The sequence below is a fragment of the Leifsonia aquatica H1aii genome (assembly GCF_000633535.1).
Taxonomy (GTDB): domain Bacteria; phylum Actinomycetota; class Actinomycetes; order Actinomycetales; family Microbacteriaceae; genus Leifsonia; species Leifsonia aquatica_A.
Genome location: NZ_AYMR01000039.1, coordinates 1 through 13,228 on the forward strand (window position 1 = coordinate 1; position 13,228 = coordinate 13,228).

Annotated in this window: 12 protein-coding genes, 1 tRNA gene and 2 pseudogenes; 4 read left to right on the top strand and 11 right to left on the bottom strand. The window is 63.5% G+C overall.

Going from position 1 to position 13,228, the window contains the following annotated elements:
- A pseudogene (locus U870_RS0120885) lies at window positions 1–303 on the top strand (hypothetical protein); the annotation flags it as partial.
- Between the two features lie 143 nt (window positions 304–446).
- Here the strand turns inward: U870_RS0120885 and U870_RS0120895 are convergent.
- The 8 genes from U870_RS0120895 to U870_RS0120930 form a co-directional block, all read right to left on the bottom strand.
- A complete protein-coding gene (locus U870_RS0120895; RefSeq protein ID WP_162819222.1) occupies window positions 447–764 on the bottom strand; it encodes a hypothetical protein in 318 nt (105 codons plus the stop codon).
- A 92-nt stretch (window positions 765–856) separates the two neighbouring features.
- The gene (locus U870_RS24730) at window positions 857–1,396 is read right to left on the bottom strand and encodes an SHOCT domain-containing protein (protein ID WP_025159299.1); all 540 of its coding nucleotides are present in this window, start codon (window positions 1,394–1,396) and stop codon (window positions 857–859) included.
- 87 nt (window positions 1,397–1,483) lie between these two features.
- Window positions 1,484–1,559: transfer RNA gene (locus U870_RS0120905), tRNA-Lys, on the bottom strand.
- Window positions 1,560–2,480, bottom strand: coding sequence for a tyrosine-type recombinase/integrase (locus U870_RS23850; RefSeq protein WP_162819223.1), 921 nt, complete (start codon window positions 2,478–2,480; stop codon window positions 1,560–1,562).
- A 284-nt stretch (window positions 2,481–2,764) separates the two neighbouring features.
- Window positions 2,765–5,578 carry a tape measure protein gene (locus U870_RS0120915; RefSeq protein ID WP_025159301.1) on the bottom strand — a complete coding sequence of 938 codons (2,814 nt, stop codon included), beginning with the start codon at window positions 5,576–5,578 and terminating at the stop codon, window positions 2,765–2,767.
- A 133-nt stretch (window positions 5,579–5,711) separates the two neighbouring features.
- On the bottom strand, window positions 5,712–6,980 hold the full coding sequence (locus tag U870_RS23390; protein ID WP_025159302.1) for a phage major capsid protein: 1,269 nt from the start codon (window positions 6,978–6,980) through the stop codon (window positions 5,712–5,714).
- A 329-nt stretch (window positions 6,981–7,309) separates the two neighbouring features.
- A complete protein-coding gene (locus U870_RS0120925; RefSeq protein ID WP_025159303.1) occupies window positions 7,310–7,546 on the bottom strand; it encodes a hypothetical protein in 237 nt (78 codons plus the stop codon).
- Window positions 7,547–7,548: 2 nt separating this feature from the next.
- Entirely contained in the window at window positions 7,549–7,881 is a 333-nt protein-coding gene (locus U870_RS0120930; RefSeq protein WP_162819224.1) for a hypothetical protein, read from the bottom strand.
- 439 nt (window positions 7,882–8,320) lie between these two features.
- On the opposite strand from U870_RS0120930, the gene U870_RS24515 reads away from it, so the two are divergent.
- Window positions 8,321–8,629, top strand: a complete 309-nt coding sequence (locus tag U870_RS24515) for a hypothetical protein (protein WP_162819225.1) — start codon at window positions 8,321–8,323, stop codon at window positions 8,627–8,629.
- Here U870_RS24515 and U870_RS0120940 read toward each other — a convergent pair.
- Window positions 8,626–9,504, bottom strand: a complete 879-nt coding sequence (locus U870_RS0120940) for a tyrosine-type recombinase/integrase (protein ID WP_025159305.1) — start codon at window positions 9,502–9,504, stop codon at window positions 8,626–8,628. The genes U870_RS24515 and U870_RS0120940 overlap by 4 nt on opposite strands.
- Before the next feature lie 101 nt (window positions 9,505–9,605).
- Window positions 9,606–9,836, bottom strand: coding sequence for a helix-turn-helix transcriptional regulator (locus tag U870_RS0120945; protein WP_025159306.1), 231 nt, complete (start codon window positions 9,834–9,836; stop codon window positions 9,606–9,608).
- Between the two features lie 94 nt (window positions 9,837–9,930).
- Between U870_RS0120945 and U870_RS0120950 the strand changes: the two genes are divergently transcribed.
- Window positions 9,931–10,485: a helix-turn-helix domain-containing protein gene (locus U870_RS0120950; RefSeq protein ID WP_162819226.1), complete on the top strand. Its 555-nt coding sequence runs from the start codon at window positions 9,931–9,933 to the stop codon at window positions 10,483–10,485.
- The gene (locus U870_RS0120955; RefSeq protein ID WP_025159308.1) at window positions 10,472–11,599 is read left to right on the top strand and encodes a site-specific integrase; all 1,128 of its coding nucleotides are present in this window, start codon (window positions 10,472–10,474) and stop codon (window positions 11,597–11,599) included. Before U870_RS0120950 ends, U870_RS0120955 begins: the two co-directional genes overlap by 14 nt.
- Window positions 11,600–12,116: 517 nt before the next feature.
- Here U870_RS0120955 and U870_RS24520 read toward each other — a convergent pair.
- Window positions 12,117–13,228: pseudogene (locus U870_RS24520) on the bottom strand (hypothetical protein); the annotation flags it as partial.

Consider the following 13,228-nt stretch of genomic DNA (forward strand, 5'->3'; position numbering starts at 1 on the left):
ATCGTCCAGGTCGGCATCCCAGCCTTCCTCACGTTCGCGTTCGTCCTGCCGGAGATCATCCGCGCCCTCGGACTGCCCGTCGACTCCGCCCTCCAGCTCGCCCTGGTTGGATTCGCCGGCGCCCTCACCGCCGTCGCCGGTGCGATCACCCGCGTCATGGCCATCCCGGAGGTAGACAGATGGCTCACGGCCATCGGTCTCGGCTCCGTGAAGCGCTCCCAGGCCCGAAGCGTCTACCTCACCGTCACTCCGGCCGATCCCGATCAGCCCGCCGCCGGCACCCCGCCCTCGGTCGACCTGTGACGGGCGAGAAAGACGACGTCGGCGGATACGCCGTCCCCGTCGACCCCATGGACGGTCTGCAGTGCGACAGCTGCCAGTAACGCCGAAGAAGCCCCGACCCACCAACAAGGTGGGTCGGGGCTTCTTCGGCGTTTCGCGCCCGCTCATCGCCCCTCGACGCGCACACCCCAATCCGAGGGCTGCCCGGTAGCCCAGGTGATCGCCTCCGCCTCGGTCGCGAACCTGTTGGGCGACGTCGCCGGGTCCGGGTCGGGATCTCCTGCGTGCACAGCCGTCGCCGTCCACTCCGCCCCGTCCGCGGCCACCAGATAGATCTGCACCCGCTCCGTATCCGCCGCAGACTCGATCGTCGGCTGCGGCGCCCCATATTCGGCCGGGGCGACGCCGTTCGTGCAAGCGGTCATTGCCCCAACGATGATGACCGCCAGAGCTGCGACCACGACCGTTCTCAGATTCCCCATGCGGGGAGATTAACCGAGGAGGCGTTATGGAATATAGCTTGACGGCGTTTTAAAAACGATCGGCATTAAAACGAGGGGACGTTCGCGCGCGATCAGATTCGAGAGAGCAGTTCGGCCTTCTTCGCGGCGAACTCCTCATCCGTGAGAATGCCCGCGTCTCGTAGCGACGCGAGTTTCACGAGAGCATCCGTGTGATCGACTGCCGGTGCGGGGACCGGGGCGGGCTCGGAGATGGCGGCCTGCTGCTCGGCCTGAACGATCTCCTGCTGCGTGACGTGCTTGCCGAGCATCAGGTCCGTGAGAACCTCCTTCACGACGGCAGCCTCCTTGTGCGAGACGCGCATGTCGATCGTGTTCCCGACCGTGATTACGGAGACGATCGTGTTGAGCATGCCGTCTCGTTTGGTGGTGACGGAGCTGATCGCTTTCACCGGGATCACTTCGGTGCCGTGCTTGCCGTTCTTGACGCCGGTAAACAGGAGTGATGTACCGCCCGTGAAAGCGGCGGCGGTGATCTTTCCGCCGGAGACTCCGCGGGGCTTTTCCCACTCGATGCGGTCGACGTAGATAGCTACTTTGGCGTTCTTGCCGAGGATGTGCGAGGTGAACTGGTACAGCGGCAGATCAGTCAACTTGATCAGTCCCTTTCCGGTGAGTTCCGCCTATCCTAAGATGCGGCCATGCCGGGCAAGTAGACCCACCGCGGGTGACAAATAGCTTGGTGCCCCCGCTCGGGCTCGAACCGAGGACCCAGTGATTAAAAGTCACTTGCTCTGCCAACTGAGCTACAGGGGCTTACGCAGCCATCTTGCCAGATTCTCCCCGCGCTCGCCGTCGGCTGCGTTCGCGCAGGTCGATTGGGGGAAGCGCGGCGACCCCACCGCGCATGTCGTCTTGATCCACTTCGGTGTAGAGCTGGGTGGTGGCGAGTGAGGCGTGTCCGAGGAGCTCTTGAACGACGCGGATGTTTACTCCGTTCTTGAGCATCGTGGTCGCGTAGAAGTGGCGGAGGCTGTGCCCGGTGAGGTTCCGATCGGTGATCCCTGCGTTTCGGATTGCTTTGGAGACTCGATCCGAGGCTGACTTCATGAGAATGTGCCCGCCGCCAGTGGGGAACATCTCGTTCCGGTGCGGAGAAGGGAACCACCATCCAGAACGCGGGTAGTCGCGCGCAAGATCGAGCAAGACGGGGTGGAGCGCGATCACGTGTTCGAGCGCGCCCTTGCGCAGCGATCGGAGCACGCCTCCCTCGACGTCTATGTCCTCGCCGCGAATCTTGACGATCTCGCCGATGCGGAGGCCGGAGAGTGCGGCGATCGTGATGATGTCGCGGGTCCGTTTGTATGCCCCGCTGTCGAGCATGGCGTCGACCTGTTGAATTCGCAGGGGTCGCGGCTTGCGTCGAGGGATCTTGACCTTGGGTAGTCCGGCCGCTGGGTTATCGGCACGGTGCCCCTTGGCTTGAAGCCATGAGAAGAATGTCTGGTAGTAGGAACGCTCTGACTGTTTGGTGCCGGCAGCGAGTGGACGTCCCGTGCGGGGGTGTTGCCTGGAGAGCATGTCGAGGAGATCATCCTCGGTGACATCAAGTGGTCCGGACCCGGTTAGTCGAGCGACGAGACCAAGACTCTCGGCGCGATTGGTAATCGTCTTCTCGGAGAGTCCTCCTGCGCGCTGGTAGCGCGCGAATCCGGACATTGCTGTTCCCCAGTCCACTTTCTGTACCCCTCTGGTGCGTCTTGCTAGTCCAATGAGGCTAGATATCCCTGCGGGTATCTCAAATCCCATCAACTGGGACTTGTACGGAGTATTACGCCGAACGACGCTTGGGCCCGCGCTGATCTGTGCGCGACCCCGGCCGTGCGGGCTTCCTCTTGGTCCGGAGCGGCAGAACAACGCCCCCATAATCCGCGGGTCGTGGGTTCGAGCCCCACCGGGCCCACTGTTTCCGAGGATCTCGCATTCACGCGTGACAGGGATCCATCACAAACCCATCAGATTCAACCTCTGAGTCTTCGTTCGAGTCCTCGGGCTGCGAGGTCGGCGACATCCCTCTCGTTCATACCCTCTGACGGATAGACGTTCATCACGATAGTGACGGGTCGAAGATCGCGAGAGGCCGAGGCCGCGGCGAGCGCCGGCGCCTGATATGTGACGGTTCCCCCAGTGGCGAACGCGGTCGATCGGGCCGACCCGGCAGGTACGGCGACCATATCGAGGAGTCCAGCCGTACGGGCGAGAATGCGCTGGTTGCGCTCCTTCTCGCTCGTCTTGCCACTGATGAACACCTCCCATGGAACGCCTTCCTCAGCAAACTTGTAGATCGGGCGTCCACCCGGATACATGCCGGACCCAAAGCCGCCGTTTGCGAAGGCCTGCACCGCACCGTGCTGGTAGAGGTTTCCGCGCTCGTTTGCCACCATGGGGCCGCCAGGGCGAACGATGACGTTCTGCCCGGCGTTCATCCTGGCTTGGAGGTTCGAGTACACCCGATTCACCTCGTCGATCGCGCGCAGCGCGGCGTCGTTACTGATCTCGACCTTCGTCTGCACGATGGCGGGAATGTTCGCGAGGTGTTTGGTGACGTACTCGTCGGCCGCCGCACCCGTCAGACCCATTTGAGCGGCAACGTCGTATAGACGAGCCTTGCTCTCGTTGTATGCCTGAGTTGCGAGATAGACACTTCCCGTTTGCTTCGCAGTCGCATCGACGAGGTTGTTGGACGCCGCCGCTAGGTTGTCGAGAGCGTCCTTGTTCGCCTGACCGGCAGCCGTGCTCGTGTCGAGTGTTGCTCCGTTTGCCGTGATCGCATCGCTCGCCTTACTGACGGCATCTGTGAGGTCTCCCTGAGCGGTCTCCAGCAGACCGAGAGCTTTGGCTTTGTCGCGATCACTCTCGACGCTGTTCTTGATCGCGTCACTCTCGGAGCCGACGGCCGCCATGAGCTTGTTCGCCGCGGCGAGGTACTTGCCGGAAGAGTTATCCGAGGCCGTAGCGCCCTGCTGATATTGCCTGGTCGCTTCGGCCTGCGCTCGAGCGATCGTGTCGAGCGCGTTCGCGTTGCCCAGCGCAGCCTGAGTGACGGTGTCGTAGCCGATGCCGAGGGTCTTCGCTGCCTGATATGCACCGGACTTGGTGAGCTCATCCACGGCGATGCTCTTGGTGTTCTCTGTAATAGCGCCCGTGTTCTTGTCTAGCGAGTCGGTGTACTCGTCGATCTTTGCCTGGGCTTTCGCGATGTTATCCAGCCACACGCCGCCGATCAGAGCAGCGGCACCGCCGATCGCGAGTCCCCAGGGCCCCGATAGAGTGCCAGCCATACCGGCTAGGCCATCGACGACTCCGCCCAGCTTGCCGCCGATCGGACCAAGTTTTCCAAGGAAGCCCTCCAGGCGGACGCCGGCGTTGAGGATCCCTTCGGCTAGCGGGGCCTGCACCTTGGTGAAGCCGATGTATCCGGCCACCGCGAGGAGAAGAGACGGGGGCATGTCGCCGAGGAGCTGCAGCAGCGGTGTCGCAGCCTTCGCGATTCCGGAGATCCCTGAGGCGACCGGCGGAAGGATCTGGACGAGATCCTTCGACAACGTCATCGCGAGTTCACCGACGACCGGGACGAGAGGCTGCACAGCGCGCATGAGGTCGCTGAGTGCTTGGCGAGACTGCGGCGTCGAGAGGGCGATCCCGGCAACCGCCGCCGCGATGGGGTTGATCTTCGGCAACAGCTGGCCGAGCACGGGAATGCTGCGCAGGTACTCGACATTCATCGCAGCCGTGGCGCCGGCCACTGCAGCCACGGCGGGAGCGTTCTTTCCGATCCGATCGAGGAACGAGTCGATCTTCGTCGGGTCGAACCTGACGACGACGTCCTTCGCCTTGGTCAGGAAGTCAGTAATCCGCTCGAACGCGGGCGCCGCGCGGCCCTCCAGAATCGCGACGGTCGGCGCGACCTTCTTCTCGACCGCTCGCAGAACGTCGGCGACCTGGTTGCCCCAGGTGACGAAGAGACCGCCACTGTTCTTACCCACGAACGGTTCAGCGAGCGCCGCTCCGATGTCTCGGGAGGCAGCCTTGATGCGGTCGAGGGTGCCGGTGTAGGTGTTCTTGACGTTGGCTGCGGCGCCACCGAACTTGTCCTCGAGGGCGGACACGAGTGGGTCCCAGACCTCGTCGACGGGGATGCCGCCCGGCTTCGAGGCCATGTCCCGGATCTCGGCTCCGGTCTTCCCCATCTTGGCGCCGACGAGCGTGGCCGCGTCGATGCCGAACTGGCCGAGCTGGTTGAGCGTCTCACCAGTGAGCTTGCCCTGGCCGCGCATCTGGGCGAGCGCGTACGTGATCTGTGACACCTGGTCGTTGGACCCGCCGACCGCGGCGACTGCATCCTGGATGGCGGTGAGCGCCGGGATGACCTTCTCTGCCTGTAGCCCGAAGCCCAGGAGCTGCTGCTGAGCGGTGATGAAGACCGACTTGGCGAACGGGGACTGCTTCGCGAACGCGTCGAGCTTGTCCATCTGAGCGTTCGCTGCTGTGGCGCCACCGAGCAGAGTCGACAGCGCTGCTCGCGAGGACTGCTGCAGCTGGTTGTACGCGACACCGGTTCGGAAGAGAGAGGCGACGTAGGCGGTTGTCGCGACGGTGAGTGCGCCCGTCGTGACCGCTGCACCCTTGAGTGCGCCCGCGATGGCCGCGCCGGCCTTCTTCGCCATCGACTCGGTGAGGGTGAACTTCCGGCCCGACGAATCGAGGTCCGAGTCGAACTTGCCCTTGCCATCGAGTCGGATGGTGGCGACGAGGGTTCCAGCGTCAAAAGCCATCGCTCAGGACCTTTCGATTCTGCCGCGTGATGGGGCGGACCGCCCCGGCCCACTGGCTAGATGGGTCGGGGCGGCACCCCTGCGAGCTGTCGACACAGCTCCTTCGCGGCCTCGGAGATGGAGCCGCGAAGGCCTAGGAGGATTTCAGGGAGACGGTGCGGAGGGCTGCCGTCGACTGAATGTTGATCCCGTAGCGCCCCTCGGAGCGGAAGCGGATCTGGTTGCGCTCGAAGAGTTCGAAGCGGGGGGCTTCGGGGTCCGTGACATCGCTCGGGTACGAGCCGTAGGGCGCCCAGGTGATCTCATAGGAGCCCTTGGACAGCAAGTTGACGTACCGGAAGTCTCCGACGAGGCCTTTGCCCGCGGGGATGCCATTGAGGAGCACGACGGGCCGACCCCACAGCGTGCGAGAGACATCCTGCTGGGGGGCGAGAGGCAGGAGGTAGCGGCCGGTGGAGTCCTTGAGTGTCTCGATCGCCTCCCAATCTGCGGGGTTGAGCACAATGCCGTTGGCGTTGACGCCGGCGACGTCGAGAACGCCGAGTGCCGAGCGCAGGGAGAGCAGCGCGTCAGTTTTGAATGCCACGTTGGCGAGGCCGGAGTTGAGTAGTCCGGTGACGGGCGTGCCGTCCTCCGCGGTCCCGCCGTTCAGTGCGAAGCCGTCGACCGCGTCGGCGATGCCGTACGCGAGCTCGGAGGCGAGGAACTGTTCGAGGCCGGCGAAATCAGAAAGCCACTGCTTCGGGATCGGCTCGGACATGTGCGCGATGGTGGCGAGCTTCCACTGTTCCCACGCGAGAGAGTAGCTGGACTGCGGCTTGACGTCGCCGACTTTGACCGGCGCCGCCGAGTTGCTCCGGGTCTGCTGCTGCAGGTAGGCACCGGAGGGCGCGTCGACGGGCAGAAGCGCGATCAGGGATGAGAGTCGGTTTACCTCGGCAGCAGGCTCGCGCACGATCGCGGCCGCGTAGTCCACGGAGACACTTCCGGAGGGGATGAGCGCTTTCTGGACCCCGAAGCCTCCGACCATCGGTGCGGCCTGCTTGAATGCCTTGCTGAATGCCTTGCTGAAGCCGGCGATGTCGTCGCCTCGTCGGACGTCACGGACCGAGTGCGGGCCGTCGGTGCCGTACGGGTCGCCTTCATCGTCGGGGTCAGTGGTCGAGCCGGCCGAGCGGACGACGCCGCTCTTTGCGAGAAGCTCACCGGCCCCGGTGGACGCCTTCCTTGCCTTCACCACAGGCTCGATGCGCTTGAGCTCTGCGACGATCTCGTTGGTCAGTTCGACGTCAGCCTTGGTGAACTTCGCAGGCTCGATGTCTTTGAGACGATTCGCCTCGGCGCGGAGTGCTTCCTCACGGGCGATGGGCTCTGCCGGGAGCGCGTCAATGAATTTCGACATGGGATCTCCAACTCAGGGGTTCCCGCTCGCGCGATAGTTCAGCGCGGGATTTAGCTGAGTGGCTCCTCGACTATGGAAAGAACGCTAGCAGAGGCGTACGACATTCTGAGGATTACGACGGGGGTGTCTGGCGGCCCGTTCGAGAAGAGGCGAAGATATCTCTCCTCTGAAATATAAATGCGCCTCAGATAAAAAGCCGGAAAACTCACACGCGCACGCACTTGGCTCCCCGCGACGCATTCGCGTCCCTGAGACGCCGAAATCCCGACTCCCCCTGCGCGGCAGTGGCCGGAGGGCAATCGGGATCTCAACGTCATCAAAGACGTGAATCATTCTAGCTCGGAGAACGCCTCGAGTCGGGATAGACGCTCCGCGGCGAAGGCCTCGAAGCCTTGACTTGGATCAGCTGCGAACGCATCGCTGGCCAGCTCAGCCAACGCCGCGAAGAAGCGTGCAGCGTGGTCGGCCGGCACCCAGGCCAGGACGGCCCGCACGCCGTCGATGTCGCCGTTGTGAGCTGCGCGCATCAGGGTCAGCGCGTCGATGTGTGGGGTGACGTCGGGCATGGCTACTGCATCCGATCGACGATGGAGCGAGAGGTGACGATGATCGCTCTCAGTCTCGAGCTGTGATACGCGAGAGCTTCGGGGCCGCATCGGGTTTCCAGCCATATGGCATAGATCCCGGCGACCATCGCAAACAGAGACCTTGCCTGCGCTTGAGAAAACCCCCTCACCGCCATAAGGATCGCCGAGCGCAGCATGTCGTCGGGTACCTGACTTAGCTTGCCCGCAAGCGAGTTGGCCGCAACTACCGTTGCGTTCAAATCGACGAGGAGCTCGGGGAAGCCCTCTGCGACGACTGCGAAGAATTCTTCGTTCATATCCACCACCTGGGTCACCGCCTCTGCCGACGGTAGCGGCGCGTGGGCATGCACACGCGGCCCGGTTCGATTCCCAGTGCAGCGTTCCGCTCGAGTGCCCGCTCGTGACGTTCGTCGAGTCGCTGCTGCTCGAGATCCGCCCTCGCTTCCTGGCAGTCGAGGCACCGCGGCGGGAATGCTTCCCCGACGTGCCTCTCGCAACGTGCGTCGGTGTCGATCGCTCTCATGCTGACTTCCTTCCTCCCTGCTCGACTCCATCCACAGAGTGCAAGTGAGATGCCTCCGTGAACCGAGGTGTTCGTCCTGGTAGTTCTTCTTGTGGTTCCTCTGTGGTTCCTAGGGGGGACGGATTCCGTACCCCTTGAGGTACGGATTTCGTCCCCCTGAGCGGGACGGATTCCGTACCGTTCAGGGGGACGGATTTCGTCCCCCTGAACGTGACGCCATAGACCGCTCGGTGGCCGTTGCGGCCGCGCTCGATCCGATCGATTGCTCCGAGTCGAACGAGCCCTTGCGTGGCGAGTTTGACGGCCTTGAATGCGGCTTCCCTTGCGGCGAGCGCGGACGGGTCGGTCGTGGTCTTGTCGGCGATCATGCGGCCGAGTGCGAAGGCGGATTCTTCCCGGGACGCGAAGTAGCGGGGCTGCTGGTCGGAGTCGAGCGCGGTGAGCGCCATAAAGACCAGAAGCCTGTACTCGTTGGGCTTGAGATCGTTCTGCGCTGCGAATGCGATCGCTCGACCGACCAGCTGTGCCCCCACTCTTAGCTGGCCTTCACAGACGGTAGGGCGCTCATGGCGTCCTCGATTCGTGTCATCGACGGCGCCACGTAGTGGCGGAGGGTGGCGGGCGAGGCGTGTCTCATCGCGTGCTGGACGGTGATCATGTCAGCGCCACTCTGGACGAGCTCGGTCGCGAACCACGCGCGCAGGTTGTGGGGTCGGTGTCCTTCGACGCCGGCGCGCTTGAGGAGCTGGCCGAGCACATTCGAGACGCTGGTCGCGTTGATGTGGTGGCCTGTCAGGTTCTTCGTACCCGGAAACCACCAGCCCTCGCGCGGGAATGTCTGCGCGTAGTCCCATACCTCGGGATGGATTGGCCGCCAGACCTCGATGCCTCCCTTTGCTTCACGAGTGAGTATCCGCCGCGCGTCCCAGTCGATGCTCTCGCCCGCGACAGCAGCGATCTCTGACACGCGGAAGCCCTGGTACGCCCCGAGTAGCACCATCATTCGAGTGCGACGACGCATTGAGGTTCGGAGGATGCGCCGCAGCTGCTCAGTGGTGATGGGGTTCGCCTCGACGCGCGGTACTCTCGACCTAGGCAGGCGTGTGGCCGGGTTGTCAGCTCGCAAGCCAGCATCCTGCAGCACCGCGTACAGCGTGTGGAGAAACGACTTGTAGTTCTGTCGGGTCTTCGGCGAGAGACCCGGACGGGCTAGCCACCGCATGAGGTCTTGTCTCGTCGCTTCGACAACCGGCTTCCCGATGAAGCGGGCGTAGTGGGCGAAGATGATTTCGCGCTCGCGTAGCGTACGGGGGCGGCATCCGGCGGCCGTCATCTCGGTGGCCCATGTGTCCCAGACAGTCGTGTCGCTCGGGAGCTCCGAGAACGCCCGAAGTGCGACGATGTTTGCGGTCATTGTGTCGCGACCAGACTGAGGGTGTTACTCTCTGGCATGGTTGAGGTCTCCATCTCGACTCTGGGCCCGGTGTTTACCTCACCGGGCCTTCTCGTTGCGCGTCACAGATCCGAGTCCGCTGGCGCTTGTTCGTTCTCATCGAGCCAGGCGCGCACGTTCTCCCGCGGATAACGCACCGCCTGACCGCCAACCCGGACCCATCTCGGGCCGGTCTTGTTACCGCGCCAGCGAGCCAGCGTCGGGATGGACACCTGCAGGAACTCGGCGAGCGCGGACGGCGACACCATCGGCGGAAGATCCTCGGTGGCACTCGTGCTCTCGATCGTTTTCATTGGCACCTCCCATGTGATTAGTGCATTGCAATGTAGAAGACTCATAACTTGTATCAGTTGATCGCAATGGCCGTCAACCATTACGATGCGAAATGTGCAGATCGATGAACCGCAATCCGTGGAGCAGGCCTTCGGCCGAGCCGTGAAGGCTGCGCGCAACGAGCGAGGCATGTCTCAGCGTTCTCTCGCCGAATATCTCGGCCGACGCGGGGGTCGCTTGGACCAGTCCGCGATCGCACGCATCGAAAGCGGGGAGAGAGCCATCCGGCTCGACGAAGCCGCCTCCCTCAGCGAGGCACTCGACATCGACCTCGAGCCCATCATGTGGCAGTTCGCCGACCCCGAGACCATCCACTCCCGGAATCTCGAGCTCGCTGAGGGGGCAGTCAACGATGCTCGACATAACCTATGGCGCGCAATCGAGCTCGTGCGGCGGGCGGATGTATTCAGCACATCCCAACGTGACCGGTGGAAGTTCGGTGAGGGGCTACCGGCAGCCTTCGGTGACGTCGCTCTCGACAACGCCAAAACCGGGGAAGGCACATGGGAGCCAGTCCACGCCTCCACCGAAGAGGAGCGAAAGGCGCTACAGCAGCTGGCATTCGATATCGCTACTGAAATCGTGAGGGTGGCGGATGGCGCGCCCTAGTCTTCCGATCAACACTCACGGCGAGATCTACACCACGCGGCTCCCGTCCGGGCATTGGCGAGCGCGCACGCGCTACAGGTTCGATGACGGAAAACTGCGGCTCGTCGAGCGCAGTGCTGCCACCGAGACGAAAGCGAAGAACGCCCTGCGATCAGCTCTGGTCGACATCCAGACCCCCTCGAACGCTTCAATCACCGGAGACTCCCGACTCATCACGCTGGCCGAAAAGTTCATCGAGGCCAAGCGAGCAGCGAACCTCGCTCCGCGGTCACTGGATTCCTACGAGTGGGCGATCTCTGCCGTCATCAACCCGGGGATCGGCAATCTGCGAGTTCGGGAGGCAACGACAGAGCGCCTCGATCGCTTCCTGGGGAGGGTGGGCGACGAGCGCGGCCGCGGCACGGCGAAGACTTGCCGGAGCGTCCTCAGCGGCATGCTCGGGCTCGCAGTGCGCTCCGGCGCTGGCAAAGTGAACCCAGTCCGCGAGGTCGCTTCGATCAGCCGACGAAACGAGGGCGCCAAGCTGATACCGGCAGAGTCCATGCCGGAGATACTCGCCGCGGCGAGCGCGAACGAGGATCTCCGGCGACTCGATCTGACCGACCTCGTTGAGCTGTGGGCTGGTACGGGGCTTCGGATATCGGAGTCGCTCGCGCTCACCTGGGCCGAGGTCGACCTGGATGCGGGCACGGTCGCAATTCGCGCCAATGTTGTCCGAGTCAAAGGTCAAGGGCTCCTGCGCCAGCCCCACACCAAGACTGATGCCGGCGAGCGGACTATCGTCGTCCCAAGCCGAGTAGTCGACATGCTCGTTCGGCGCCGTGTCGGCTCGCAGACGGATCTCGTCTTTCCGTCGATGTTCGGCAAGCTTCGAGATCCAAACAACACGCTCGCGGATTGGCGTGACCACCGGGACGAAGTAGGCGCGTCCGGCACCACTCCGCACAGCTTCCGAAAGTACGTCGCGACGACACTCGACAAGGCGGGGCTGTCCGCTCGAGAGATCGCCGAATACCTCGGCCACAAGCGTCCGTCGCTGACCCAAGACGTGTACATGAGCCGAAAGGTCGGCGGCGAGGGTGCCGCCCTGGCGCTCGCGGCCGCGCTCGCCTGACCCATCACTTACTCATCACTTTGGTTGAGTTCCACTGATATTGTGTGCTACTCGAACCGGCTGAGAATCCGCGGTTTCTCGGGAATATGGACCCACGCGCTATCCGCTGATATCGGTCGTCCGTGAATCCGCGGGTCGTGGGTTCGAGCCCCACCGGGCCCACTCTCACTATCACTGGGGTTCCGCCCTGTCGGCGGTCGAATCAGAGGCCAGGCTTGTGGGATTCGCCCACACTTTTGCCCGCGACTTCTGGAGCCCCACGGCGGCTCGGCGAATCTCCGACGACCCTTCGGCAGCCCAGTGAATGGCAGGAGCCGCGTTTGAACCAGGTTGCAGTCAGCATGCGCCGCAGGGAAAAGGGATGCCCACCGGACCTAGGCGGTGGGCATCCTTCGCCGCAGTCCCTGCGAGTGCCTGATCGAACAAGGTTCGGTTGGCATCAAGTGGGTGTGTGGCCACGATTTGAGAAGGGATGCTCCGGGCTCGGTTAGGGTCCGGAGCACCCCTCCTCGTCGAGTCAGTACCTGATGTTCGTCGCGACGGCTGGGCTCGTTCCGGGCGCCATGGGTACGTGCCAGTCACGAACGAGAGCACCCACGTTCCAAAAGGACGCTGCCGTGCTTGATTGGGCGCCAATCTGGTAGGCGCCATTGTTCGTCGCTGCGATACTGGGGCTGGTCCCCGGCGCGAATGCCCATGTCCAGTTCTTGACCTGGGTGGTGCCGATCGACCAGAGCGAGTTATCGGTTCCGAAAACTGCGATCTGATACCCACCAGTAGACATGCCAGCAATGGAGACATTGGTCTTGGGCGCGGCGGCCCATTGCCAATTCTTCACCTCTGCCGTTCCGATCGACCAGACGGAGTTTGCGGTTGCAGAAACGGCGGCGATCTCGTATCCGCCACCCACCAGGCCGGTGATACTCGGGCTGGTTCCGGGTGCCGCGGCCCATGTCCAATCCTTCACTGCGGCCGTGCCGAGCGTCCAGAGTGAGTTGTTCCCTGCTCCGATTGCGGCGATCTGGTAGCCACCGCCGGATAGGGCGGCGATCGAGACATCGGTGCCCGCAGCGGCTGACCAGTGCCAATCCTTCACTTCAGTGTCGCCGATACTCCAGACCGAGTTGGTGTCTTTGGCCACGGCAGCAATCTGATAGTGACCGCCGGGAAGTGCGGTGACACTTGGACTTGTTCCCGGTGCCACCAGGAATGTCCAGTCCTTGACGACGCTTCCGAGAGTGCGCAGATCGCCCTTGTCATCTTGGTACGCGACGACGTACCCGCCATTGTCGAGGATAGCGATCGAAGGGTGAGTCCCTTGCTTGATCGTCGCCTGCCAGTTCTTGCTTTCAAGGTCTCCGACTGTCCAGACCGATCCAGTGTTGTCCTGGAATGCAGACTCCACCTGCGGCGCCGGCAAGGCGGGCGCGGTGGTGGTGATGTTGCGCAGTGGGCCGGTGCTGTTTCCGAGGTCGACGTGTTGGTGTGTGCAGTCGTCGGCGAAGCGGGAGATGTTGCCGAGGGACGGCATCGTGTAGTTGCCGCAGGGCACATGTCCTGCTCCCTCGCCGTTGGCGATCTGACCGGCGCGTGAGCCGGCGGGGAGGAAGGTGTCGAGGAACGTCAGCA